At 73.2% G+C, this 23,245-nt stretch carries 26 protein-coding genes; 13 read left to right on the top strand and 13 right to left on the bottom strand.

The window, feature by feature from the left end:
* Nucleotides 1–23 precede the first annotated feature (23 nt).
* On the top strand, nucleotides 24–515 hold the full coding sequence (locus QJ852_01995) for a MaoC/PaaZ C-terminal domain-containing protein (GenBank protein WGX97215.1): 492 nt from the start codon (nucleotides 24–26) through the stop codon (nucleotides 513–515).
* Here the strand turns inward: QJ852_01995 and QJ852_01990 are convergent.
* The 7 genes from QJ852_01990 to QJ852_01960 all read right to left on the bottom strand — a co-directional run bounded on the left by QJ852_01990 (nucleotide 509) and on the right by QJ852_01960 (nucleotide 6,374).
* Nucleotides 509–1,204, bottom strand: a complete 696-nt coding sequence (locus tag QJ852_01990; GenBank protein ID WGX97214.1) for a TetR/AcrR family transcriptional regulator — start codon at nucleotides 1,202–1,204, stop codon at nucleotides 509–511. The two genes, QJ852_01995 and QJ852_01990, sit on opposite strands and share 7 nt — an antisense overlap.
* A gap of 99 nt (nucleotides 1,205–1,303) precedes the next feature.
* On the bottom strand, nucleotides 1,304–1,708 hold the full coding sequence (locus QJ852_01985) for a VOC family protein (GenBank protein ID WGX97213.1): 405 nt from the start codon (nucleotides 1,706–1,708) through the stop codon (nucleotides 1,304–1,306).
* An 83-nt stretch (nucleotides 1,709–1,791) separates the two neighbouring features.
* Complete coding sequence (locus QJ852_01980; protein WGX97212.1) at nucleotides 1,792–2,496, bottom strand: ATP-binding cassette domain-containing protein; 705 nt, start codon at nucleotides 2,494–2,496, stop codon at nucleotides 1,792–1,794.
* Entirely contained in the window at nucleotides 2,493–3,257 is a 765-nt protein-coding gene (locus QJ852_01975) for an ATP-binding cassette domain-containing protein (GenBank protein ID WGX97211.1), read from the bottom strand. Before QJ852_01975 ends, QJ852_01980 begins: the two co-directional genes overlap by 4 nt.
* Nucleotides 3,254–3,667 (bottom strand): hypothetical protein, encoded by a 414-nt coding sequence (locus QJ852_01970; GenBank protein WGX97210.1) that lies wholly within the window; start codon nucleotides 3,665–3,667, stop codon nucleotides 3,254–3,256. Before QJ852_01970 ends, QJ852_01975 begins: the two co-directional genes overlap by 4 nt.
* A 615-nt stretch (nucleotides 3,668–4,282) precedes the next feature.
* On the bottom strand, nucleotides 4,283–5,146 hold the full coding sequence (locus tag QJ852_01965; protein ID WGX97209.1) for a branched-chain amino acid ABC transporter permease: 864 nt from the start codon (nucleotides 5,144–5,146) through the stop codon (nucleotides 4,283–4,285).
* 4 nt (nucleotides 5,147–5,150) lie between these two features.
* Nucleotides 5,151–6,374: an ABC transporter substrate-binding protein gene (locus QJ852_01960; GenBank protein WGX97208.1), complete on the bottom strand. Its 1,224-nt coding sequence runs from the start codon at nucleotides 6,372–6,374 to the stop codon at nucleotides 5,151–5,153.
* Nucleotides 6,375–6,593: 219 nt separating this feature from the next.
* Between QJ852_01960 and QJ852_01955 the strand changes: the two genes are divergently transcribed.
* The 5 genes from QJ852_01955 to QJ852_01935 all read left to right on the top strand — a co-directional run bounded on the left by QJ852_01955 (nucleotide 6,594) and on the right by QJ852_01935 (nucleotide 11,041).
* Entirely contained in the window at nucleotides 6,594–8,009 is a 1,416-nt protein-coding gene (locus QJ852_01955; GenBank protein ID WGX97207.1) for a hypothetical protein, read from the top strand.
* 82 nt (nucleotides 8,010–8,091) lie between these two features.
* Nucleotides 8,092–8,628 (top strand): gamma carbonic anhydrase family protein, encoded by a 537-nt coding sequence (locus QJ852_01950; protein ID WGX97206.1) that lies wholly within the window; start codon nucleotides 8,092–8,094, stop codon nucleotides 8,626–8,628.
* A 101-nt stretch (nucleotides 8,629–8,729) separates the two neighbouring features.
* Entirely contained in the window at nucleotides 8,730–9,194 is a 465-nt protein-coding gene (locus QJ852_01945) for a HipA domain-containing protein (protein ID WGX97205.1), read from the top strand.
* A gap of 144 nt (nucleotides 9,195–9,338) precedes the next feature.
* Nucleotides 9,339–9,806, top strand: a complete 468-nt coding sequence (locus QJ852_01940; protein WGX97204.1) for an OsmC family protein — start codon at nucleotides 9,339–9,341, stop codon at nucleotides 9,804–9,806.
* Nucleotides 9,803–11,041 (top strand): amidohydrolase family protein, encoded by a 1,239-nt coding sequence (locus QJ852_01935; protein ID WGX97203.1) that lies wholly within the window; start codon nucleotides 9,803–9,805, stop codon nucleotides 11,039–11,041. The genes QJ852_01940 and QJ852_01935 overlap by 4 nt, the downstream gene beginning before the upstream one ends.
* 5 nt (nucleotides 11,042–11,046) lie before the next feature.
* Here QJ852_01935 and QJ852_01930 read toward each other — a convergent pair whose 3' ends face one another.
* Nucleotides 11,047–11,766, bottom strand: a complete 720-nt coding sequence (locus QJ852_01930; GenBank protein ID WGX97202.1) for a GntR family transcriptional regulator — start codon at nucleotides 11,764–11,766, stop codon at nucleotides 11,047–11,049.
* 125 nt (nucleotides 11,767–11,891) lie between these two features.
* Nucleotides 11,892–13,061 carry an acyl-CoA dehydrogenase family protein gene (locus QJ852_01925; protein ID WGX97201.1) on the bottom strand — a complete coding sequence of 390 codons (1,170 nt, stop codon included), beginning with the start codon at nucleotides 13,059–13,061 and terminating at the stop codon, nucleotides 11,892–11,894.
* Between the two features lie 74 nt (nucleotides 13,062–13,135).
* On the opposite strand from QJ852_01925, the gene QJ852_01920 reads away from it, so the two are divergent.
* The 3 genes from QJ852_01920 (at nucleotide 13,136) to QJ852_01910 (ending at nucleotide 15,627) form a co-directional block, all read left to right on the top strand.
* Nucleotides 13,136–13,729 (top strand): TetR/AcrR family transcriptional regulator, encoded by a 594-nt coding sequence (locus QJ852_01920; protein ID WGX97200.1) that lies wholly within the window; start codon nucleotides 13,136–13,138, stop codon nucleotides 13,727–13,729.
* 5 nt (nucleotides 13,730–13,734) lie between these two features.
* Entirely contained in the window at nucleotides 13,735–14,643 is a 909-nt protein-coding gene (locus QJ852_01915) for an LLM class flavin-dependent oxidoreductase (protein WGX97199.1), read from the top strand.
* Nucleotides 14,644–14,763: 120 nt separating this feature from the next.
* The gene (locus QJ852_01910) at nucleotides 14,764–15,627 is read left to right on the top strand and encodes a hypothetical protein (protein ID WGX97198.1); all 864 of its coding nucleotides are present in this window, start codon (nucleotides 14,764–14,766) and stop codon (nucleotides 15,625–15,627) included.
* Between the two features lie 73 nt (nucleotides 15,628–15,700).
* On the opposite strand, the gene QJ852_01905 is transcribed toward QJ852_01910, so the two are convergent.
* Nucleotides 15,701–15,958, bottom strand: a complete 258-nt coding sequence (locus QJ852_01905) for a hypothetical protein (GenBank protein WGX97197.1) — start codon at nucleotides 15,956–15,958, stop codon at nucleotides 15,701–15,703.
* Nucleotides 15,959–16,072: 114 nt separating this feature from the next.
* Here QJ852_01905 and QJ852_01900 point away from each other — a divergent pair, with 114 nt between their 5' ends.
* Nucleotides 16,073–16,408 carry a metalloregulator ArsR/SmtB family transcription factor gene (locus tag QJ852_01900; protein ID WGX97196.1) on the top strand — a complete coding sequence of 112 codons (336 nt, stop codon included), beginning with the start codon at nucleotides 16,073–16,075 and terminating at the stop codon, nucleotides 16,406–16,408.
* Nucleotides 16,405–18,084: a SulP family inorganic anion transporter gene (locus QJ852_01895; GenBank protein ID WGX97195.1), complete on the top strand. Its 1,680-nt coding sequence runs from the start codon at nucleotides 16,405–16,407 to the stop codon at nucleotides 18,082–18,084. Before QJ852_01900 ends, QJ852_01895 begins: the two co-directional genes overlap by 4 nt.
* 3 nt (nucleotides 18,085–18,087) lie before the next feature.
* Here QJ852_01895 and QJ852_01890 read toward each other — a convergent pair whose 3' ends face one another.
* Complete coding sequence (locus tag QJ852_01890) at nucleotides 18,088–18,984, bottom strand: LysR family transcriptional regulator (protein WGX97194.1); 897 nt, start codon at nucleotides 18,982–18,984, stop codon at nucleotides 18,088–18,090.
* A 71-nt stretch (nucleotides 18,985–19,055) separates the two neighbouring features.
* Here QJ852_01890 and QJ852_01885 point away from each other — a divergent pair, with 71 nt between their 5' ends.
* Complete coding sequence (locus QJ852_01885; protein ID WGX97193.1) at nucleotides 19,056–20,081, top strand: putative sulfate exporter family transporter; 1,026 nt, start codon at nucleotides 19,056–19,058, stop codon at nucleotides 20,079–20,081.
* Between the two features lie 198 nt (nucleotides 20,082–20,279).
* Here the strand turns inward: QJ852_01885 and QJ852_01880 are convergent, their stop codons facing one another.
* A complete protein-coding gene (locus QJ852_01880) occupies nucleotides 20,280–21,755 on the bottom strand; it encodes a DHA2 family efflux MFS transporter permease subunit (GenBank protein ID WGX97192.1) in 1,476 nt (491 codons plus the stop codon).
* A gap of 72 nt (nucleotides 21,756–21,827) precedes the next feature.
* On the bottom strand, nucleotides 21,828–22,676 hold the full coding sequence (proC, locus tag QJ852_01875; protein ID WGX97191.1) for a pyrroline-5-carboxylate reductase: 849 nt from the start codon (nucleotides 22,674–22,676) through the stop codon (nucleotides 21,828–21,830).
* Between the two features lie 47 nt (nucleotides 22,677–22,723).
* Between proC and QJ852_01870 the strand changes: the two genes are divergently transcribed.
* Nucleotides 22,724–23,182 carry a universal stress protein gene (locus QJ852_01870; GenBank protein ID WGX97190.1) on the top strand — a complete coding sequence of 153 codons (459 nt, stop codon included), beginning with the start codon at nucleotides 22,724–22,726 and terminating at the stop codon, nucleotides 23,180–23,182.
* Nucleotides 23,183–23,245 lie beyond the last annotated feature (63 nt).

Raw genomic sequence — 23,245 nt, 5'->3', positions numbered from 1 at the left:
GACCACCCCGACGAGGAGGGGCGATGACCACCGGACCGAGCGGCCCGACCGGCCCCGCGGCAGCGGCGCGCGCGTACGCCGAGGACCTGGCACCCGGGACGGAGTACCGCCTCGGGCGGCTCACCCTGACCGAGGACGACATCGTCGGCTTCGCGACGCAGTGGGACCCGCAGCCCTTCCATGTCGACCCCGCCCAGCGGGCGCACCCGCGCTTCACCGGCGTGATCGCCAGCGGGATCCAGTCACTCGCGGTCCTGCAGCGGCTGTGCGTCGACGCCGTCTACGCGGACTGGCAGGTGGTCGCCGGCCGGGCCCTGACCGAGGTGGCCTTCCTGCGCCCGGTCCGGGCGGACACCGAGCTGACCGGCGTGGCCCGGGTCGAGGCGGTCACCCTGGACCGGCCGGCCATGGGCCTGGTCCGGCTGGGTTGCACACTGACCTCCGCACCCGGCGAGCCGTTCCTCACCGTCATCGCGGAGACGTACGTCGCCCGGCGGGTGCCGTCGCCTCACTGACCGGGCAGGAGCAGCTCCAGCTGGCGGGTGTGATGACGGATCGCGCGTGCGTGGTAGGCCAGCGCCCCCGCGCCCGGCGCGGACTCCTCGGCGTCCTGACCGTCGGGGGTGTCGAGCACGAGACCGTGGAGCACCAGGTGGGAGAAGGTCTCGGCGATCTCGTCGGCGTTCTTGCCGACGCCCGGCCGGTACCACTTCCACAGCCAGTTGCACATGCCGACGATCCCGAACACCGCGAGGGTCTCGTCGACCGGCTCGAACGCCCCCGACTCGACCCCCTCGCGGATGATCTGACGGACCAGGACGTCGTTCTCCCGCTTCAGCGCCCGGAACTCCTCACGCACGTCCTCGGGCAGCTGCGCCTCCTCGCGGAAGGAGAGCGAGTAGAGGTCGAGGTTCTCGACGATCGAGTTCAGGTGCAGCCGGACGAAGGACGCCAGCTTGGTCGCCGGGTCGTCGCCGGACTCCGCGATCGCCCGCGCGCGCTCGAGCTCGTCGCGCGCCCAGTCGCCGAAGATGTGCCGCAGCAGGTCCTCACGGCTCTGGTAGTAGTGGTAGAGCGCGGCCTTCGACAGGCCGACCTCCGCCGCGACCTCCTGCATCGTGACACCACCGATGCCGCGCGTCTGGAACAGCCGGGCGGCGGCACCGGTGATGCGCTCGCGCATCACCGCATTGCGCACCGACACGGCCGTGTCCTCTCCGGTCGGGTCAGGAACATCAGTCACAACTCCAGAAGATAGACGTAGCGCTGGTCGGGCGCGCGGTGGATCGCGCTGCTCGGCGGCTCAGGGGTGCTCGATGAGCTCCAGCTGGACGCCGTTGAGCTCGCGCGGGTGGATGAAGTTGACCGCGCCGTAGTCGCCGCGCATGGTCTCGGCGAGCAGCGGAGGCATCCCGCTCGCGCGCAACTGCTCGACCGTCTCGTCGATGTCGTCGACCTTGGCCGAGAAGAGGAACACACCCTCTCCGTTGCGCTCGAGGAAGCGGGCCACCGAGGTGCCCTCCTCGGTCGAGGTGATCAGGTTGAGGATGAAGCCGTCGATGTCGATCTTCGTGCCCTCGAGGCCGGGGAAGGCGAAGCCCTCCGGACCGACGTGCTCGCCCTTCACCCCGAAGAGCCGCTCGTAACGGTCCGTCGCGGCGGGCAGGTCGCGGACCGCGATGTTGATGCCGTTGACTGAAACGCTCATGCCGGGTTGTTCTCCTGGTGTCGGTTGCTGGGTCGGTTGCTGGGTCGGTTGGTTGGTGCGGTGGGGACAGGGAAGGGCAGCGCTCACACGCTCACGCCCAGGACGTCGTGGTAGGTCCGGTCGAGGTCGGCGCCGGCGCACCGCGCGACCACCCGGCCGCGCTGCATGACCAGGCCGTGGTCGGCGTCGATGCGCAGGGTCGCCAGGGAAGGCTCGGCGATGAGGACGGCGGCGCCGTCGGCCGCCACCTCGCGCACGGTCGCCATCAGCTCGTCGACGATGCTGGGCGCCAGACCCAGAGCGGGCTCGTCGAGCAGCAGGACGCGGGGTCCGGACATCAGCGCCCGCGCGATGGCGAGCATCTGCTGCTCGCCGCCGCTGAGAAGACCGGCCAGCACCTTGCGCCGGGTGCGCAGGATCGGGAATCGGTCCAGGGCCGCGCCGATGGTCTCCCGCGGGAGCCTGAGCGAGTCGGCGATGACGGCGAGGTTCTCCTCGACCGACAGCGACCGGAACACGTGGCGGCCCTGCGGGACGAGGCTGACGCCGCGGGCGGTCCGGGCGTTGGGGCTGAGCCCGTCGAGACTCTCGCCGGCGAGGCGCACCGAGCCGCTGACCCCGCGCACGCCGCCGATGAGCGCGTGCAGCAGGCTCGACTTGCCGGCGCCGTTGGGCCCGAGCAGCGCCGTGACCGCGGACGCCGGGCAGGACAGGCCGGCGTCGTCGACCGCGCGGGCCTTGCCGTAGGTGACGCCGATGCCCTCGGCGGACAGGAGTGGCTGGCTCATCGGACTCGCTCTCCCAGGTAGACGCTGCGGAAGACCTCACTGCGCTGGCACTCGGCCGGCGTGCCCACGAACGCGATCACGCCCTTGACGAGCAGGCTGACCCGATCCACGAGCCCCAGCATCACGTCGACGTTGTGGTCGACGAGGAGCACGCTGTGCTCCGCGGCGCGCAGCCGGCGCAGGGCCGCGAGGGTCGCGTCCAGGCCGCGGTCACCGACCCCGGGGAAGGGCTCGTCCAGCAGCATCAGCGAGGGTGAGGCGACCAGCGCCCGGGCGACCTCGACCAGCCGCATCTCGCCGAAGGACAGCGACCCGACCAGCCGGTCGAGCCGGTCCAGGCCCACCGCCTGCGCGGCGGCGAGGACCCGCGGGTCGACCGACCGGTGCGGGGTGAGGATGTCGCGGGCGACCCGGCCGAGGATCCGCGGCAGGCCGGCCAGCTCCTGCCCGGCGAGGCCGAGCGAGATGTTCTCGGCGACCGTCAGGGCCGCGGAGACCTGCGGCTGCTGGAACGTGCGGGCCAGGCCGCTGCGGCTCCGGCGGCCGGGACTCCCGGCCAGCGACCGTCCCCGCAGCACGATCTCCCCCGCGTCCTGACGGTTCTGGCCGCACAGGATGTCGATCAGCGTGGACTTGCCGGCGCCGTTGGCACCGATCAGGCCGTGGATCTCCCCCTCCGCGACGGCGAGGTCGACACCGCGCAGCACCTCGACGCCGCCGTAGCTCTTGGTGATGCCGCGGACCTCCAGCAGGGCGCTCATGCCGACACCGCCTTCCTCTCGTCGCTCTCGTCACTCTCGTCCTGCCGCGGAGCGGGGCCCCCGCCCCGGCGCCGCCGCAGCAGGTCGCCGACCCGGTCCGAGCCGGCGGCGAGGAGGCCGAGCAGGCCGGCCGGCGCCAGGGCCAGCGCCAGCAGGGTGAGGGCACCGAAGGTCAATGCCCCCGGGCCCTTGAGGAAGGTGAAGGCCTCGGTGAAGCAGATGACCAGGACCGCGCCCAGGAACGCGCCCCACGGCGTGCGCAGCCCGCCGAGCACCGGCATGAACAGCACCAGGAAGGCGACCGAGACGGTGAACGAGTCGGGCAGCACGAAGCCGTTGAGATAGGCGAAGAAGCAGCCGCCGAGGGTGGCGACGGCGGCGCCCACGGTCAGCGTGAGCAGCGACGACACCCGCGCCGAAGCCCGCGGCGGCCGCAGCCGCCGGTGCGTCCTGCTGGGCGCGCAGCGCCACGCCGACCGAGGTACGCCGGACCCGGCCCACCGCGACGCAGATCGTCCACAGCGCGAGCGCGCCGAGGACCACCATCGCGTCCCGGTCCGGCGCCCAGCCGAACAGCTCCGGCGGGCGGACCCCGCCGAGACCGAGCACGCCGCCGGTCAGCTCATCCTCGGACAGGATCCACTGCCGCACCGCGATGCCGAACAGCAGCGTGGACACGGCCAGGTGGAAGCCGGTGAGGCGCACCGTCGCCAGCCCGAGCGCCAGCGCGGCGGCCATCGAGATCGCCACCGCGACCGGTACGGCGTACAGGCTGGCGGAGGTCGTCTCGTTGGACCAGATCACCACCGCGTAGGCGCCGATGGCGAAGTAGGCGTTGTAGGCGAGGGACAGCTGCCCGGTCAGCGCGAGCGGCAGGTACATGCCCACGGCGAGGAAGGCATAGGTGAGCGCGAGGATCGCCAGCTCCTGGCGGTAGGCGCTGCTGCCGGCGTACAGGAGGCCGAGCACCACCAGCACCAGCGCGATCGAGGAACCGCTGAAGGCAGTCCGTCGCAGGCGGTCGATCATGTCCGCTCCTTCACGGCGAAGAGACCCTTGGGTCGGAAGGTGAAGACGACGAGGACCAGCGCGAGCAGCATGTAGTCGCGCACGTCGTTGCCGAGCACCCGGGCGCTGAGGGCCTCGAGGAAGCCGAGGAGGGCACCACCGGCGAGGGGCGCCCAGACGTGGGCGGTGCCGCCCAGCACCAGGGCGATGAACCCGAGCAGGGTGAAGGACGTCCCGGCCTCGACCGTCAGGGCCGACTGCGTCGTGGCGAGCACGCCCGCCACCCCGGCCGCCAGCCCGGCGACCACCATGCCCATGGCACGGACCCGGGCGACGGGCAGGCCGAGCACCTCGGCGGCGCCGGGGTTGTCGCCGACCGCCCGCAGCATCCGGCCGAACCGGGCCCGGGACAGCCACCAGGCGACCGCGCCGAAGACGGCGACCGTGAGCGCCAGGGTCACCAGGGCCTGGTGCGGCACCCGGGTGTCCCCGATCCGCACGTCGCCCTCCAGCCAGGTGAGCACGAGGGTGGGCTGTCGCCCGAACAGCAGCCCCGCCCCCTGCTCGATCACGAAGAGGACCGCGACGATGGCGATCTCGATCGTCGCCAGACCGGACTGTCGTCGTTCCATCACGCGGACGACGACCAGCTCGGTGGCGACGGCGAGGACCACCGCCGCGAGCAGGCCCGCGACGACCGCCCCGGGAGTCGGCCAGCCCCGTGCCACGAGGTAGGCGATCCCGATGCCGGCGAACACGCCGTAGCCGCCCACCGCGAAGTTGACCAGCCGGGTCGCCCGCACGATGAGGAAGTAGCTGAGCGCCAGCGTGGCGTAGAGACAGCTCGCCAGCGCGCCCGACACGAGAACCTGCAGATCCATGGGACTACTCGGCCGCCGGCTGCAGCTCGGCCGGCAGCTTGCCGGGCTTGCCGTCGGCGAACTCGACGACCACGTTCTGGTCGGCGCGGGAGCCGTTGTGCCGGTCGGCGGCGAAGGAGTAGCGGAAGCTCTCCTGGCCGGTCGCACCCGGGAAGTCGGTGATCTCCTCCAGCGCCGCCACGGCCTTCGCGCCGTCGAGCTCGCCGGCGTCCTCGAACGCCTTCTTGGTCAGCAGCAGGGCGTCCCAGACCGAGGTCTGGATGAAGGTCAGGTGCTCGTCGTTGCCGCCGTCGACCAGCAGCTGGCCGACCTCGACCGCACGCGGGTTGGTGGGCGAGAGCGGGTCGACGACCAGGACACCGTCGATGGCCGGGCCCGCGATCTCCCAGGCGCGCGGCTGCGCGGTGAGGGAGTTCTGGGACCAGATCGGCGCGGTCGAGCCGGCCTGGCGCAGGCCCTTGAAGAGCGCGCCGGCCTCGGCGGCCTGCTGGGTGGCGTCGAACACGACGTCCGGGTCCTTCTCCAGGACACGCGCGACCGGCGCGGTGACATCGCGACCACCGGCGGCGAGGGTCTCCTCGGCGACCACCTCGAGCCCGGCCTTCTCGGCGACGGCCTTGTAGGCGTCCGCGACGGCGACCGACGTGGCCGTCTCCTCGTCAAAGAAGGCGATCGTCCGGTAGCCGGCGTCCTTCCAGGCGTCGACGTAGACCTGCGCCGACAGGCTCGACGGGGGCGCCGCGGTGAAGACGAACTCGTTGTTGGGCGCCTCGACGATGGCCGCGTTCACATTGGTCGGCGCGAAGCAGAAGATCTTCTCCTGCGTGCACACCGAGCGACCCTGCAGCGTGGAGCTGGAGCCGGAGGTGAAGTAGATGACGTCGGCGCCGCGGTCGAGCAGCGAGCGCACCTTGAGCGTGGTGTTGTTGGGGTTGTTCTGGTCGTCCTCGAAGATCAGCTTCACGTCCTGGCCGAGGATGCCCTTCTCGGAGCCGACCAGGTCGGTCCCGTAGCCGGTCTCCCCCTTGTTGAGCGCGTCGACGAACACCTTCAGCGCGCCGACCGAGGTCTGCGAGTAGAACGTCGAGCCGCCCGACTTGTCCTCGATCACCCCGATGACGAACGCGTCGTCACCGCTGTCCGCACCACTGTCGCCACACGCCGCCGTCAGTCCGGCGGACGCCAGCAGACCCGCCGCCAGCAGGCCGCTGCGCCATGTCTTCCTCATCTCGATCCCTCTCGGCGTAGTCACCGGGCCACCCCCGAATCCAACCCGTCGGTCGCTTTTTCGACCAAGTCGTCGATACTTTGAGTGACGCGCGGCACAGTTGTCAACCGCAGCGCGCCGACGAGATCGTCTTCTTGACGCGAGAGCGGGCTCACATTACCGTCCAACTAGTCGAAAAACTGACCACAGAGTCGAGTACGTAGAAGGCAGGTCCGAGGCATGACGAGCACGTCGATCCCGTACTACTGGTCGTCGGTGGACTGGCCGGCGTTCATGGCGGACTTCCCGCCGCCGCCCCACTACGCCGAGCACACCGCGGCGATGAGCGACGACGCGCTGCACGCCCTGCAGGAGACCCGATTCCTCGCCCGGATGACCGAGGCCTGGCAGATCCCCTTCTACCGCGACCGCTGGTCCGCCGCCGGACTCGAGCCGGGCGACGTACGCGGCCTCGACGACCTCGCCGCGATCCCGGCGTTCACGAGCGACGACCTGCGCGAGAGCATCGAGTCCGCGCCTCCGTTCGGCAGCCACCAGGCCTTCGCCCTGGCCGACCCGGGCCTGCCCCTGAAGCTGCAGACCAGCGGCGGCACGACCGGCCTGCCGCGCCCGACGCTGTTCGACCCGGTCGCCTGGGAGGTCCAGGCGGTCCAGTACGCGCGGGCCCTGTGGGCCCAGGGCGCCCGCCCCCACGAGCTGCTCCAGATCACGCTGACCAACAGCCTCGCGAATATCGCCTGGTGCGCGCACACCGCTGCCTTCAACTGGCTGGGCGCGATCTCGATGACCACCGGCTCCGGCCTGGTCACCAGCAGCCTGCGTCAGCTCGAGCTCGCCCGGGAGTGGGGCACCACCGGCTGGGTCGCGTTCGGCGAGTACCTCAAGATCCTGGCCCAGACCGCCGACGAGGCGGGCATCGACCTGCGGCGCGACCTCGCCACCCGGTTCATCCACTCCTACCTCGGCGTCGACACCGCCGGCCACCTGCGCCGGCTCCTCGAGGACACCTGGGGCGTGCCGGTCTACGACAACTACGGCACCCACGAGGTCGGCCTGATCGGGTTCGAGTGCGCCGCGCAGGACGGCATGCACATGAACGAGGACACCGCGGTGGTCCAGATCCTCGACCCGCAGACCGACGAGGTCCTCGGGCACGGCCAGACCGGCAACCTGGTGGTGACCAGCCTGCACCGCTCGGTGCCGCCGATCATCCGCTACGACCTCAAGGACCTGATCCAGACCCGGGCGCGCGCGCTGTGCTCGTGCGGCATCCGCACGGCGAAGTTCTCCGGCTTCCTGGGACGCAGTGACGAGATGGTGAAGTTCCGCGCCAACAACGTCTTCCCGCGCGCGGCCCAGGACGTCGTCATGGGCGACGAGCGCACCACCGGCGAGTTCCTCTGCGTCGTCGGCGTCGAGGGCGAGGGCCTCGGCTCCCGCGAGGTGATGACGGTCCGCGTCGAGCAGCGGGTCCCGGGCAGCGATCCCGGCCTGCAGAAGGACATGGAGAACGGCATCAAGGCCGCCTTCGGCACCCGGGTCGGCGTCGAGCTGGTCCCGGCCGGCACCCTCGCGGAGTTCACCGGGCTCGGCGGCGAGGGCAAGGTCAAGCGCCTCCTCGACCTGCGGCCCTGAGCCGTCCCCGACCCGCCCGACGAGATCGGGCCGGGGCGGCACCGCCTGCGGGCCGCCCCCGCCCGGCCCCTACCGTGGGGCCGTGTTCCTCTACGAGTTCGAGGGCCGGCGGCCCCAGGTCCACCCCGAGGCGTTCGTCGCGCCGACCGCGACCCTGATCGGCGACGTGCGCGTCGAGAAGGGCGCCAGCGTCTGGTACGGCGCCGTGCTCCGCGCCGACATCTGCACGATCATCGTGCGCGAGGGCTCGAACATCCAGGACAACTCGGTCGTCCACGGCGCCCCCGACGTGGTCGTCGACATCGGCCCGAACGCCACCGTCGCCCACGGCTGCGTCTTCCACGGCGACGCCATGGGCGAGAAGTCGCTGCTCGGCAACGCGAGCACCATCCTCGACGGCGCCACCATCGGCGCAGGCTCGCTCGTCGCCGCCGGTGCGGTCATCACGCCCGGCACCGCGATCCCCGAGGGCGTCCTCGCCGCCGGTGCCCCCGCCGAGGCGAAGCGCCCGATCGAGGGCACCGGCGCCCAGTTCTGGATCGAGACCAATGCGCCCTACTACGCCGACCTCGCGCAGCGGCACCGCGCGGGCGTCGTACCGGTCGACGGCAGGTCCTGACCTTTTTTTCCGTCCTCGTACGAGGACATGTCACCTCTGCCCTCGTACGAGGACATGCCACGCCTGTCCTCGTACGAGGCCGTTGCCCCGGCATCAAGGTCTTGCACCACCAGGCCCTCGTCGAGCACGTCACCATGCGCGCCGCCGCCGCGACCGGCGTCAGCGCCGTCAACCTGGTCGCCGGCGCCCCGGACGGCCATGCCAAGAACATCTCGCTCATCCTCGCTCCCGACGGCGATCGCTCGATCGCCCCGCTCTACGACCTCGCGACGGGGCTGACCTACGACCCCGAAGCCGTCGAGCGCACCGTCGCTCTCTCGATCGGCGGCGAACGGATCTTCAGCAGGATCCGGGAGAAGCAGTGGCGGAAGGCCGCCGGGATCCTCAAGCTCGACGCCGACCTCCTCACCCAGCGCGCCGCAACGATGGCCGAGACCTTCCCCGGGGCATTCGAGACCGCGCTGGCGGAGATCGCCGATGCGCCAGGCACTCCGCAGGTGGCCGAGCGCACCCTGCCTGCCCTCCGACAGCACTGCTCCGAGGTCCTGGCACGCCTGGACGAGTGACCTCGACGGCAAGTCCTGACCCGAACGCCTGTCCCGTCTCGTCGACACCTGACGAGCCGGTGGCCGGACCCCTCCCGACCTCTTGACACCTGTCTGACAGGTGGCGACTGTCTTGTCAGACAGATCGAGCATCCGGGAGGAACCGTGACCGTACCGACCCACGCGTCGGCCAACCGCGACGTCGTCGTGCACAGCCTGGCCGACTTCGCCTCGCTCGCCGTCGTCGGCGGCGAGCACACCGTCGTCATCGACGAGCCGCGCGAGTTCGAGGGCGGGGGTACGGCGCCGAACCCGTTCGGCCTCGTGCTGTCGGCCCTCGGCGGCTGCATGGCCGGCACCCTGCGCGGCGTCGCGCGCCAGCAGGGCTTCGACTACGACCGGGCGGAGATCCGGCTCTCGCTGCGGATCAACCGGCCGACGTCGGGCCCGCTCGACCCCGGTGAGCGGGAGCTGCGGATCTCGCGCATCATCGCGGAGGTGACCGTCCACGGCGACCTCACTGCCGACCAGCAGGACGCCCTGCGGCACGGCATCGAGACCTGCCCGGTCGGCAATACGCTGCGCCGCGGCCTCACCCTGCAGGAGTCCATCGCGTTCGAGGCCGCGGCATGAGCGCGGCGTACGACCTGCTGGTCACCGACGCGCGTCTCGCCGACGGCTCCCCCGTCGCGCTGGGGATCCGCGACGGCCGCTACGCCCACGTCGGGACCACGGCTCCGAAGGGGGCGAGCGCCGCGCGGACCATCGACGCCGGCGGCGGACTGGTCACCGAGTCCTTCGCCAACGGGCACATGCACCTGGAGAAGGTGCACACGCTGGACCGCGCGGGCGACGGCGCGCTGGCGGCGTACACGTCCGGCAACATGGGTGCCGCGCTGCGCTCGATCGTGCGCGAGGCGAGCCAGGTGAAGCGGCAGTACGACCGGGCGTGGCTCGAGCCCAACATCCGGCGCGCGCTCGACGCCGCCGTCGCGCACGGGGTGCTGCACATCCAGGCGTTCGTCGACGTCGACACCACCGCCCGGCTGGTCGGGATGGAGGCGGTGCTGGCCGTGCGCGAGGAGTACCGCGACCTGCTCGACCTCCAGGTCGTGGCCTTCCCCCAGGACGGACTGCTCCGCGACCCCGGTGCCGCCGAGCTGTGCGAGGAGGCGCTGCGGATGGGCGCCGACGTCGTGGGCGGGATCCCCTGGATCGAGATGACCGACGCCGAGGCGCAGGCGCACGTGGCCTGGGCCTGCCGGCTCGCCGCCGAGCAGGGCCGGCGCGTGGCGATGCTGGTCGACGACGCCGGCGACCCGGGACTGCGCACCACCCAGATGCTGGCCGAGGCGATGATCGAGCACGGCCTGGAGGGCCGCGGGGTCGCCTGCCACGCACGGGCGCTGGCGACCTACCCGCAGCCCACGCTGCAGCGGCTGATGGACCTCGCCCACGCGGCCGGCCTGGGCTTCGTGTCCGACCCGCACACCGGTCCGCTGCACCTGCCGGTGCGGGAGTTCCTCGAGGACGGCATCCCGGTCGCGCTCGGCCAGGACGACATCGAGGACGCGTACTACCCGTTCGGGCGGCACAGCATGCTGGAGGTGGCCTTCCTCGCCGCCCACACGCTGCGCTTCCTCACCGGCGCCGACCAGCGGCTGCTGCTCGACCTGATCACGACGCGCGCGGCCGACGTGCTCGGCGTACCGGACCACGCGATCGCCGAGGGCAACCCGGCCAACCTCTGCGTCCACCCCGACGGACGGCTGCGCGACGTCTTCACCGAGCACGCCCGGCCACGCTGGGTGATCCGGGAGGGCCGGGTGGTCGCGGAGTCCGAGACGACGACCCGGCTGCAGCGGTAGGCGCGCTACCAGTCGGCCCGGCGCACCAGCGCGTAGCGGAAGGCACCGCGCAGGTGCACCTCGCGCGTCCAGTAGCAGACCGTGCCGGACCGGCTGATCCCCGTGGCGTCGAGGGTCATGGCCGGCTCGCCCACCGGGCGGCCGGTCAGCCCGGCCTCCTCCTCGGACAATCCGTCGGCGCCGGGCCACACCAACTCCCAGCCGACCTGCTCGCCGACCAGCGCCCGGGCCAGCTCGGGCATCGGCGTCGCGGGGTCGAGGCCGGCCGGGTCGGTCCGGGCCAGCACCGGCACCACATCGCGGGCCACCAGCACCGGCTCGTCGTCGGCCGACCAGACCTTGGTCGTGCGGAGCACGGACTGGCGCGGCGAGACGTCGTGCTCGCGCGCCTCGTCGAGGGTGACCTCGCCGATCGCGGCCGACACGACACGCACCGACGGCGTCCGGCCCATCGCGGAGATCAGCTCCGCGCTCTCGAGCCGCTGCTCGAAGCGCGCGGGGATCCCCAGCAGCGAGCTGTTCACCGCGGTGTCCGCACCCTTGCGGCGGTGGATGAAGCCGCGCTCCTCCAGCCGCACCAGGGCCTCGCGTACGGCGGGCCGGCTGATCTCCAGCGACGACGCGAGCGCGATCTCGCTGGGCATCGGCCCCCCGCGCTCGGCCGCCTCGGCCCACAGCCGCTGCAGCCGGCGCTCCACCGGCTCGGGCAGCTCCGCATCGCTCACGGCGCCACCCTAGGGCGTGCCCTGCACCACCGGGACGTCGTACCCGGCATCCAGGTCGTCGGACCGGCGAGACCGCGACCCGATCGCCGGGTACGACGCCGCGCGGGCCACGCCTGATCCCCCCGTCAGGCGCTGACGATCGCGCCGGCGCCGGCCTCGCGGTCGAGCGAGCGGCCGATGACCATCCGCTGGATCTGGTTGGTGCCCTCGAAGATCTGCATCACCTTGGCCTCGCGCATGTAGCGCTCGACCGGGAAGTCCTTCGTGTAGCCCGCGCCGCCGAGGACCTGGACCGCGTCGGTGGTCACCTTCATCGCGGCGTCGGTCGCGACCAGCTTGGCGATCGAGGCCTCGCGGGAGAACGGCAGGCCGAGATCCTTGAGCCGGGCGGCGTGCAGCATGGTCGCGCGGGCGGACTGGACGGCGGCCTCCATGTCGGCGAGGACGAAGGCCAGGCCCTGGTGGTCGATGATCCGCTGCCCGAATGCCTCGCGCTGCTGGGCGTAGCCCACAGCGCGGTCGACGGCGCCCTGGGCCAGACCGGTCGCGACGGCCGCGATCCCGAGCCGGCCGGCGTCGAGGCCGGCCAGCGCGATCCGCAGGCCCTGCCCCTCGTCGCCGAGGCGCTGCTCGACCGGCACCCGGACCCCCTCGAAGCGCATGGTCGCGGTGGTCGAGCCCATCAGGCCCATCTTGTCCTCGGGCGCGTCGGCGCTCAGGCCGGGCGTGCCGGCGCGGACGAGGAAGCAGGAGATGTCGCCGCGCCCGTCGCCGGTGCGCGCCATGACCTTATAGAAGTCGGCCTGCCCGCCGTGGGTGACCCAGGCCTTGGCGCCGTCGATCACGTAGGCATCGCCGTCGAGCCGGGCGCGGGTGCGCATCGCCGCCGGGTCGGACCCGGCATGGGCCTCGGAGAGGCAGTAGGCGCCGAGCAGCTCGCCGCCCAGCATCTCGGGGAGCCAGGCCGCGCGCTGCTCGTCCGTGCCGAAGGTGGCCAGACCGAAGCAGCTCAGCGCGTGGACCGAGACGCCGACGCCGACACTCGACCAGACCGAGCCGATCTCCTCGAGCACCTGGAGGTAGACCTCGTACGGCAGCCCAGCGCCGCCGAGCTCCTCGGGATAAGGCAGGCCGAGGAAGCCGGAGCGGCCGAGCAGCCGGAACACCTCGCGCGGGAAGGTGCCCGTCGCCTCCGCCTCGGCGGCGCGCGGGAGCAGCTCGTCGGTGGCGAGCTGACGGGCGAGGCGGAGCAGGTCGGCGGTCTCCTCGGACGCCATCAGGCGACGAGCGGGCATGGTTCCTCCGATGAGTACTGGAACGGTGATTCTGGTACGGACCAAAGTACCCTCTTGGTTGCTAGCCTGCGACCGTGCCGCCCTCCTCGACGCCGCCCGCGCGCCCCCGCCGGCGACGGGACGCCCTGCTCGACGAGCTCGTCGAGGTCTTCTTGGCCGAGGGCTTCGCGGACTTCGGGATCGGCGAGCTGGCCCAGCGGCTGTCCTGCTCCCGCAGCACGCTCTACCTCGTCGCGCCGAGCAAGGAGCAGCTCATCACCGCCGCCGTCCGGTACTTCTTCAAGCGGGCGGCGGAGCGGATCGGGGCGCGCGTGGACGCAGTCGCGGAGCCGGCGGACCGCCTCGCGACGTACCTCACCGCGGTCGCGGACGAGCTCGCCCCCGCCTCGCCGCGGTTCTACGCCGACCTCGCCGGCTTCCCGCCCGGCGCCGAGGTCTACCGGGCCAACACCGCCCACGCGGCGAAGCGCGTCCAGCAGCTCGTCACCGAGGGCGTCGAGGCCGGCGCGCTGCGCCGGGTCGACGCGACCTTCGTCGGCGCGGCGGTCGCGGAGGTGATGGACGCGATCGGCGACGGCCGGATCGGCGCCGCCACCGGGCTCGACGACGCCCAGGCGTACCAGGCCCTGGTCGACCTGGTGTCGACCGGACTGCGGGCGCGAGGCTGATCCCCATGAGCCACCCACTCGACGTCGGCATGACCCTGCCGGTCATGGAGCCCGACATCGCCCCTGAGGTCCTGCGCGACTGGTCGGAGCGGATCGACGCCGGTCCGTTCAGCTCGCTGTGCTTCGGCGAGCGGATCGCCTTCGACAACCCCGACGCGCTGACCCTGCTCGGCGCGGTCGCGGCCTGGACCCGTCGGGTGCGGATCGGTACGACGGTCGTCGTCCCCCAGCTGCACGACCCCGTCCACCTCGCCAAGGCCCTCGCCACCGGCGACCGGCTCAGCGGCGGCCGGCTCAGCGTGGGCCTCGGCGTCGGCGGGCGCGAGGAGGACTACGCGGCCGTGTCGGCCGACTGGAGCAGCCGGACCATGGCCGCCATGGCCGACCGGGCCGCGACCCTACGTCGGGTGTGGGCCGGCGAGAACCTCACCGGGGCCACCCGCCCGGTCGGACCTCGACCGGTGCGGCCCGGCGGACCCGAGCTCCTCGTCGGCACCCTCGGCCACCGCACCGTCCGGCACGCGGCGCGGTGGGCCGACGGCCTGGCCGGCATGACCCTCGACCTGGACGTCGACGCGACCGCCGCGCTCTTCGACGTCGCCCGGGATGCCTGGGCGCGGGCCGGGCGGCCGGCGCCGCGCCTGACGACGTCCTTCTGGTTCGCGCTCACCGAGACCTCGCCCGACCCGCGAGCCCAGATCCACCGGCACCTGCGCCACTACATGAACTGGCTGCCCACGGGTCTCGTCGACGCCCTCGCTCCGACCGCGGGCTTCGCGGGCACGCTCGACGAGCTGCGCGGCGTCCTGGACCGGTTCGCAGCGATCGGCGCCGACGAGGTCCAGTTGATCCCCACCGGCGACGACCCGCGCCAGGTCGACCTCGTGGCGGACCTGCTCAGCCGGGACAGCTGACCCCGGCGGGCGATCCGGCGGGTGACCTTTGCCGAGCGACCGTCTCCGGGCGCGGGCGGCGCCCTACCGTGACACGGTCCGACCCCGGTGGCTCCCCACCCGACCCGAGAGGTCAGCTCCATGCGCATCCCCGTCAAGGGCAGCGGTCCGGCCGCACTCGTCCTCGCCCTCCTCGCCCTCCTCGTCGCCGTGTCCGGCAGCTCGTACGCCGCGGTGGTAGCCCACAAGAACTCGGTGAACACGGCCGCCCTGCAGCACCATGCCGTCACCCGATCGAAGATCGACCAGGGCGCGGTCGGCTCGGGCAAGGTGCGCGACGGCAGTCTGCGCGCCCTCGACTTCCGCGCCGGAGAGCTGCCCGCCGGCACGCCGGGCGCACCGGGCGCGGCAGGGGCCCCGGGCGCTGCCGGGGCGGACGGCGGCCCGGGCCAGGCCGGCGCGCCGGGGGCCGAGGGCGAGCAGGGCCCCGCCGGACCGGCCGGCCCGGCCGGACCCGCCGGCCCGCCCGGACCCCAGGGAGTGCCGGGCGAGAGCGCCCCGGGCGGCGCCTACACGTACTACGACCACAGTGCCCCGGACAGCATCGCGATCCCCATCCTGGTGCCGAACACCCCGCAGAACGTCAGCGGCATGGCCTTCACCAAGCTCGGCACCGGGCCCGACTTCCTCGGCCCGACCGGGCTGACGTTCACCCGGGCGGGCACGTACCGGATCAGCTACGGCGTCGACCTCCTGCCGCCGCTCGCCCTCACCACCCTGTCCGCCTTCGCCACCAAGGGCGCCGACGGCCTGCCGACCGATCCGGTCGTGCCCGGCAGCCGGATCAGCCGGACGGTCAGCACCTCGCTCCTCGCCCCCGAGCGGATCGCCCACGACTTCCTGGTGCAGGTCGCGGCGGGCGACACCGTCACGGTCTACGTGCAGACGAGCCTGCTCGGCGTCGTCCGCACCAGCCAGCAGGTCGACGTCGAGCTGATCGACTGAGGTCGTCGTACCGGACGAAACGGTCGTGGATCCGCCCGATCAGCGACCGATCCGTCCGGTACGACGAGAGCCGTCAGGTGCTCTCGGGCCCGGGCCCGGTCGTCGCGACCGGGCCGGCGGCATGCCGGGTGACCGTGCGGTGCAGCGGGAGCGCGACATGGCCCCGCCGTCGTACGCCGGTGGCCGCGTCGACGACGTAGAGCCACACCACGCCGGGGACGGCGGCGCGGGCGACCTGGACCCGGCAGCGGCCGGCCACGCCGGGCAGCGTGACGATGTCGCCGGGCTCGAGCAGTGCGGCGGTGACGGTCTCGGCGGTGCAGTCGTCCATGCGTCCTGCCGGCTCCCTTCGCGTCCGATTCCCCGCGGAACCACGACATGAAAACTTCTTCAACTCATGTAGTCTAGCGGGCGTCCGTGGGCACGCGAGAGGGAGGAGCCTGCGATGGGCGTTCCGCTCTACCAGACCAAGGCCGAGTTCTTCCGGACCCTGGGCCACCCCGCCCGGATCCGGATCCTCGAGCTGCTCGCCGAGCGCGACCACGCGGTCCACGAGCTGCTCGAGCAGATCGCCATCGAGCCCAGCAACCTCTCGCAGCAGCTCGCCGTGCTCCGCCGTACGTCGCTGGTGGTCTCGCGGCGCGAGGGCACCGCGGTCGTGTACTCCATCAGCGTTCCCGAGGTCCGCGACCTCCTGCTCTCGGCCCGTCGGATCCTGGTCGGACTCGCCGAGACGCGGTCCGACTTCGAGGACGAGCTGATGGTCCCCGACCACCGATGAGCGCCCTCACGGCGCGGGTCCGGCAGCTCGCGCCGCGGCGGGAGGACTGGTCCCCGGCCCGTCCGCGCCGCGACCTCACGGCCGGCGTCATGGTCGCACTGGTCGCGCTGCCCCTCGCCCTCGGCTTCGGGGTGAGCTCCGGGGTCGGCGCGGGAGCCGGCATCGTCACGGCGATCGTCGCCGGCGCCGTCGCGGCTGTCTTCGGAGGCAGTCATGTCCAGGTCAGCGGCCCCACCGGCGCGATGACGGTCGTCCTCATCCCCATCGTCGCGGCGCACGGTGCCGACGGCGTCCTGGTCGTCGGGCTGCTCGCCGGACTGATGCTGCTCGCGTTGGCGGTGACCGGCGCGGGCCGCGCGATCCGCTACGTGCCGGTCCCCGTCATCGAGGGCTTCACCGCCGGCATCGCCGTGATCATCGCGCTCCAGCAGCTGCCCGCGGCCCTCGGCGTCGACGTGCACGCCGAACGGATCCTGGTGCTCACCGGCGACGCGGTGCGCGCCTGGGTCGCCGCGCCCGACCCGGCCGCGCCGGTGACCGCGCTGGCCGTCGCGGCGGTCATCGTCGCGCTCGCCCGGGTCCGCGCCGGGTTCCCGGCGGCGCTGGTCCTGGTCGCCCTGGCGACCGGGGCGAACGCGCTGCTCGGTCGCGGCGGCGAGCGGCCCCTGGAGACCATCGGCGCGATCCCGTCCGGCCTGCCCGCGCCCCGGCTGCCGTCGGTGCCCTGGGGCGACCTCGACACCCTGCTGCTCGCCGCGGTGGCGGTCGCCGCGCTCGGCGCCCTGGAGAGCCTGCTCTCCGCGACCGTGGCCGACGCGATGAGCGTGGGCCAGCGTCACGACCCGGACCGTGAGCTGCTCGGGCAGGGGCTCGCCAATGTCGCCAGCCCGCTCTTCGGCGGCATCCCCGCCACCGCCGCCATCGCGCGCACCGCCGTCAACATCCGCTCCGGCGCCGGCTCCCGGCTGGCGGCCCTCAGCCACGCCCTCCTGCTGCTGATCGTGGTCCTCGCCGCCGCCCGCTGGGTCGGTCACATCCCGCTCGCCGCACTGGCCGGCGTGCTGATCGCGACGGCCGTGCAGATGGTCCGGGTCTCCAGCCTCGCCCCGCTGCTGCGCGCCACCCGCGGCGACGCCGCCACGCTGCTGGTCACCGCCGTCGCCACCGTCGCCCTGGACCTGGTCCTCGCGGTGATCATCGGCCTGGCGGCGGCCGGGTTCTTCGCGCTGCGCCAGACCGCCACCACCGCCCGGTTGGAGGAGGTCCCTCTCGACGACGGCGACCACCTCGACGAGGAGCGGCGCCTGCTCGACGAGCACATCGTCGCCTACCGCCTCGACGGGCCGCTGTTCTTCGCCGCCGCCCACGACTTCCTGCTCGACCTCGCCGAGGTCCGGCAGGTCCGCGTCGTCGTGCTGCGCATGTCGCGCCTCACCACCATCGACGCCACCGGCGCCCACGTGCTGGCCGACACGATCGAACGGCTGGAGCGGCGCGGCGTGACGGTGCTGCTCTCCGGCATCCGTCCCGCCCACCTCACGGTGCTGGAGCGGCTGGGCGTCCCCAGCCGGCTCGCCCACGAGCGCCACGTCTTCGCGACCACCCCCGAGGCGATCGCGCACGCCCGCCTGCACTCCGCACGGGTGGCGCACGACGCGGACGCCTCGACCCGCTGATCCTCAGCCGGCGACGGCCGCCGCGAGCAGCCGCGCGGCGGCGTCCGGGAGCGGGGTGTCGCTGCGCCAGATGGCGGTCAGCGGGCGGACGAGCGCGATCTCGTCGAGTGGTACGGCGCGCAGCTCGTCGAGGCGCAGGTGGACCTCGAGCGCCCGCTCCGACAGAGCGACCGGACCCATCCCCGCCATCGCGGCGTGGGTCAGTCCGCTGTTCGACGCCATGACCAGGCCCGGCTCCAGCTCGTGCCCCTCGCCGCGAAGTGCCTCCTCGAGGGTCACCCGGGTGCCCGATCCGGCCTCCCGGACGAGGACGCCACCCGCGGCGAGCTCCGCGGCAGTGACCGGCTCGGTGCGTGCGGCCCAGGGGTGGCGAGGCGCCACGGCGACCACCAGCCGATCCTCACCGACCCGCTCCCGACGGAGTCCGTCCGGCGCGGAGGGCACCTCGACGAAGCCGAGCTCGGCCGCGCCGCTGCGGACCAGCCGCTCGACCTCGGCCGAGTTGGCGACGACCAACGACACCTCCAACTGCGGCGCCGCCGCGTGCAACCGGGCGAGCCAGGCGGGCGCGTAGTGCTCCGCGATGGTCATCGACACCGCGGCCCGGACGACGCGGTCGCCCTCCGCGCGCAGGGTCGCGACCGAGCGGGTGAACCGGTCGGCGGCACCGAGCAGCTCGCCGGCCCAGTCGACCACGAGGCGGCCGTGCGCCGTCAGGGTCGTCCCCTGCGTGGTCCGGTGCAGCAGGGTGACCCCGAGCCGTCGTTCCAGCGCGAGCATCCGCCGCGACACGCTCGGCTGGGAGAGGCGCAGCTCCTGTGCGGCCTGACCGATGCTCTCCGTCCGGGCGACCAGCGCGAGCACCTCGAGGTCGTCGAGGTCCGGCCGTCGGGTGCTCATGCGTTCTCCGTATGACGTGATGTGCAGGTGCTCACTACCGAGACCCGCGGGACGGACCCAGTCTGGAGGACATGGCCCCGACCACCACGACCGACCGTACGACGACGCGACGCGACGCCCTGCGTCCCTCCGTCCTGCCGGGCCTCGGCCTGACCGCGGCGGGTGTCGCCCTCGCGGTGCTGGGCCACCGCCTCGTGCCGTCGATCGGCGTGCTGACCTGGGCCGTGCTGCTCGGCGCCGTGGTCGCGAACCTCGACCTGGTCCCCCTCGCCGCGCGCCCCGGCCTGCGCCTCGCCGTCCAGCGGCTGCTGCGCATCGGGGTCGTCCTGCTGGGGCTCTCGCTGTCGCTGACCGCGATCGCCGCGCTCGGCGTACCGATCATCGTGCTGGTGGTGCTGACCCTGGTGAGCACGCTGGCGCTCACCTGGTGGCTCGGCCTGCGGCTCGGGGTCGGCCCGGCCCGCAGCCTGTTGATCGCCACCGGGTTCGCGATCTGCGGCGCGTCGGCCGTCGCCGGCATGGAGCGCACGGCCGACGCCGACGAGGACGACGTCGCGACCGCGATCACCATGGTCACGCTCTACGGCACCGCCGCGATGATCGCCCTGCCCCTGCTGCAGGCTCCGCTCGGCCTCTCCGACCGTCAGCTCGGCATCTGGGCCGGAGCGAGCATCCACGAGGTCGGCCAGGTGGTCGCCGCCGCCGGGCCCGCCGGGACGACCGCCGTCGCCCTGGCCGTCGTGGTCAAGCTGACCCGGGTCCTGTTGCTGGCCCCGGTCGTCGCCGCCGTGAGCACGGCCCGCCGGGCCCGCCGCGGACCCGTCGCGTCGACGCCCCGGCCGCCGCTGGTCCCCGCCTTCGTCCTGGGCTTCCTCGGCTGCGTGCTGCTGCGGACCACCGGGCTGGTGCCGGCGGTCGTGCTCGACGTCGCCGGCACCCTGCAGACGGCGGCGCTGGCGGCCGCCCTGTTCGCCCTGGGGACCGGCGTGCACGTCGGCAGGCTGCTGCACAGCGGTGGCCGGGCCCTGGCGCTCGGCCTGGCCTCGACCCTGGTCGTCACCACCGTGTCGCTCGTCGGCGTCGTCACGATCGGCTGAGCCCCCTCGCGTCTGCGCCCGGGCGTCGCCGGGTACCGGAGGCCAGGAACACCTCGCTTGCTCCCACGGCGATGGCCACGCCCGTCCAGACGGGCGTCCCGCTGCTCGCCGCACTCGCCGCCGGTGTCGCCGGCCGTCTCGGCGGTCACCTCCATCGCCTCCACGCCGGGCACCGCTGCGCGTGGGCCCGCGTCGCGATCAGTGCAGGATGACCGGTCGGCCGCCCTGGCCCTCGTCGTCGAGCAGGTGCGACTCCTCGCGCCGGCGCGGCAGGAGCGCGACCGGGATCAGGGTCACGATGAGCGCGACGGTCGCCACGAGGTACGGCGCCCGGAAGGCCTCGGACGGGTCGGCGACGCTCTTCTGCTGGTTGGTGAGCACGACCGACATCACGGCGACGCCGACCGAGCTCGCGACCTGCTGGAGCACGTTGATCAGGGTCGAGCCGCGGGCGACCTGGTGCTCGCGCAGCGTCTTCAGCGCCGAGGTGAAGACGGGCATCATCGTGCCGCCCATGCCGAGGCCCATGATGAACAGGAACGCGATGATCTGCGCGTACGACGTGTCCGGATCGGTGCTGAACGCGAGTCCGCCGACCCCGACGATGATGCCGATGAAGCCGAACGGGACGATCCGGCCGACCGGGATCTTGTCGGCCAGCGCGCCGGCGAGGGGCATGGTCAGCATGGCGCCGAGGCCCTGGGGGGCGACGAGCAGCCCGGCCTTCAGCACGCTCTCGCCGCGGATCTCCTGGAAGTAGGTCGGCACCAGCAGCAGGGCGCCGAAGAAGGAGCCCGCGAACAGGAACATGACGACCGTGGCGACCGTGAGGTTGCGGTCGCGGAACAGCCGCAGGTCGAGCAGCGGGTGCTCGGGCCGGAAGGCCCAGAACACGAAGCCGACCATCAGGGCGAGTCCCACGATGCCCGGAGCGAGGACCTTCGTCGCGGCGACGGTCCCCTCGCCGGGGATCGACGAGACGCCGTACAGGAACAGGGCGAGGCCGGGGGACATCAGGGCCATGCCGACGAGGTCGAACGACTCGCTGGGCTCCGGGGCGTCCGCCGGGAGGGCGGCCAGGGCGTAGACGATCGCGGCGATGCCGAGCGGCAGGTTGATCAGGAAGATCCAGTGCCAGGACGCCGAGTCGATCAGCCAGCCGCCGACGATCGGGCCGAGGATCGGGCCGAGCAGCATCGGGATGCCGAGGATCGCCATCAGCCGACCGATCCGGTGCGGACCGGCGGCCTTGGTCATGATCGTCATGCCGAGCGGCATCAGCATGCCGCCGCCGAGACCCTGCAGGACCCGGAAGAGGATCAGCGTCTCGATGCTCCACGCCGTCGCGCACAGCACCGAGCCGAGGGTGAACAGCGCGAGCGCCGCGATGTAGAGCCGCTTCGTGCCGAACCGGTCGGCCGCCCAGCCGGTCGCCGGGATGACGGCGGCGAGTGCCAGGGTGTAGCCGGTGATCGTCCAGGCCACGGTGGAGTAGGAGTCGACCCGGAACTCCCCCATGAAGGTCGGCAACGCGACGTTGACGACGGTCGTGTCGAGGATCGCCATGATCGAGCCGAGGACCACGACACCGGCGACCTTGAGGATGTCCGGGGTGATCCGGTCGTCGTCGGCTCCGCCGAGGGGCTCGCCGGTGGGTGTTGCGGACGCGGACAAGGGATCCTCCTGGGGCTGGGGCGCGACGATCGGAGAGTACGCCGCTTCGCCCAACCCCCCTCGGTCGCCGATCTATTCCAGCTCGCGGGCGATCTCCCGGCTGCGGGCCGCCGCGGCCGCCGCCCCGGCGGCGACGATCGCGCGGAGATCGCGCTGTTCGAAGGTCGCGATCGCACGCTCGGTCGAGCCGTGGGGACTGGTCACCGCACGGCGCAGGTCGGCGGGGTCCGCGCTGTCGCCGTCGAGCATCCGGCCGGCACCGGCGACGGTCCGGGCGGCGAGCAGGCGGGCGAGCTCCGCAGGCAGGCCCAGCCGCGCGCCGGCCTCCGCCAGCGCCTCGGTCAGGTAGAAGACGTAGGCGGGACCGGACCCGCTCACCGCGCCCACGGCGTCGAGCCGGTCCTCGGCCACCTCGACGACCAGGCCCACGGTGTCGAACAGCGCATGGGCCCGACGCAGGTGCTCGGCGGACGCATGGGCGCCCGGGGCGAGCGCGGTGACGCCGTGCCCGACCCGGGTCGGCGTGTTCGGCATGGCCCGCACGACCGGTTGGCCGGGCCGCAGCACCCGCTCGATGCTCGCCAGCGGTACGGCGCCGGCGACGCTCACCACGACGGTGTCGGGAGCGAGTCCGGCCGCGATCTCCGCGGCCAGCGCGGGCACCTGCGCCGGCTTGACCCCCAGCACCACCACCGCGGCCTCGGCCGCCGCCCGCGCGTTGGAGGTGGGGGCCGACCCCGCGGCGGCGTCGTCGGCCGTCGCGGCCACCCGGACGCCGTACCGGTCGGCGAGCCGGGCGGCGCGCTCGACCGTCCGGACGGTCGCCACGACCTGGTCCGCGGGCACCCCGGAGTCCAGGAGTCCCGCCAGGATGGCCTCGTTCATCGCGCCGCAGCCGAGGAAGGCGATCGTCGTACCCACCCCCGCATCCTGCCAAGCCCGGACGCGGCTCCGCGTAGCCTGCCCCTGTGGCAGGTCAGCAGGACACAGCCTTCGAGCTCGGACGTGACGGCGCCGCCTGGATCGTGGCCGGCGTCGACGGGAGCGTCACGTCGACCCGGGCCGGATCGTACGCCGCCGGCCTGGCCCGCCGGCAGCACAGCCGGCTGGCGCTGGTGCTCGCCCGCGACGTCACCGCCGAGGCGTCGCTCGGCAACGAGGGCGCGGTCCGCGCCGCACTGGAGGGTCAGGACCAGGTCGAGCGGGAGCTGCGCGACGCCATCGCCAGCACGGTCTGGCCGGTCGACGTCGAGCTCTTCGTCCGGGTCGGGCCACCGGCCCGGGTGCTCGCGGCGGTCGCCGAGGAGCTGTCCGCCGGCCTCATCGTGCTGGGCTCGTCGCGCCAGCACGCCTACCTCCGGCCGGGCGGCCCGCTCCCGGTGCAGCTGATGCGCCTGCGCCGCTGGCCGGTGCTCGTCGTCCCCTGACCGGATCGACCGGATCGATCGGATCGCCACCGGCCTGGACGTCCCCGCCCGCCCGCGGTAGGA

The sequence above is a fragment of the Nocardioides sp. L-11A genome, from assembly GCA_029961745.1.
GTDB lineage: Bacteria > Actinomycetota > Actinomycetes > Propionibacteriales > Nocardioidaceae > Nocardioides.
This window is presented reverse-complemented; position numbering and strand designations above follow the sequence as displayed.

Bases quoted from the DNA above. Each gene is read 5' to 3' on its own strand.
- QJ852_01995 (WGX97215.1), top strand. From the start codon at position 24: ATGACCACCGGACCGAGCGGCCCGACCGGCCCCGCGGCAGCGGCGCGC.
- QJ852_01985 (WGX97213.1), bottom strand. From the start codon at position 1,708: ATGAGCGTTTCAGTCAACGGCATCAACATCGCGGTCCGCGACCTGCCC.
- QJ852_01980 (WGX97212.1), bottom strand. From the start codon at position 2,496: ATGAGCCAGCCACTCCTGTCCGCCGAGGGCATCGGCGTCACCTACGGC.
- QJ852_01975 (WGX97211.1), bottom strand. From the start codon at position 3,257: ATGAGCGCCCTGCTGGAGGTCCGCGGCATCACCAAGAGCTACGGCGGC.
- QJ852_01965 (WGX97209.1), bottom strand. From the start codon at position 5,146: ATGGATCTGCAGGTTCTCGTGTCGGGCGCGCTGGCGAGCTGTCTCTAC.
- QJ852_01960 (WGX97208.1), bottom strand. From the start codon at position 6,374: ATGAGGAAGACATGGCGCAGCGGCCTGCTGGCGGCGGGTCTGCTGGCG.
- QJ852_01955 (WGX97207.1), top strand. From the start codon at position 6,594: ATGACGAGCACGTCGATCCCGTACTACTGGTCGTCGGTGGACTGGCCG.
- QJ852_01935 (WGX97203.1), top strand. From the start codon at position 9,803: ATGAGCGCGGCGTACGACCTGCTGGTCACCGACGCGCGTCTCGCCGAC.
- QJ852_01925 (WGX97201.1), bottom strand. From the start codon at position 13,061: ATGCCCGCTCGTCGCCTGATGGCGTCCGAGGAGACCGCCGACCTGCTC.
- QJ852_01915 (WGX97199.1), top strand. From the start codon at position 13,735: ATGAGCCACCCACTCGACGTCGGCATGACCCTGCCGGTCATGGAGCCC.
- QJ852_01910 (WGX97198.1), top strand. From the start codon at position 14,764: ATGCGCATCCCCGTCAAGGGCAGCGGTCCGGCCGCACTCGTCCTCGCC.
- QJ852_01905 (WGX97197.1), bottom strand. From the start codon at position 15,958: ATGGACGACTGCACCGCCGAGACCGTCACCGCCGCACTGCTCGAGCCC.
- QJ852_01900 (WGX97196.1), top strand. From the start codon at position 16,073: ATGGGCGTTCCGCTCTACCAGACCAAGGCCGAGTTCTTCCGGACCCTG.
- QJ852_01895 (WGX97195.1), top strand. From the start codon at position 16,405: ATGAGCGCCCTCACGGCGCGGGTCCGGCAGCTCGCGCCGCGGCGGGAG.
- QJ852_01890 (WGX97194.1), bottom strand. From the start codon at position 18,984: ATGAGCACCCGACGGCCGGACCTCGACGACCTCGAGGTGCTCGCGCTG.
- QJ852_01885 (WGX97193.1), top strand. From the start codon at position 19,056: ATGGCCCCGACCACCACGACCGACCGTACGACGACGCGACGCGACGCC.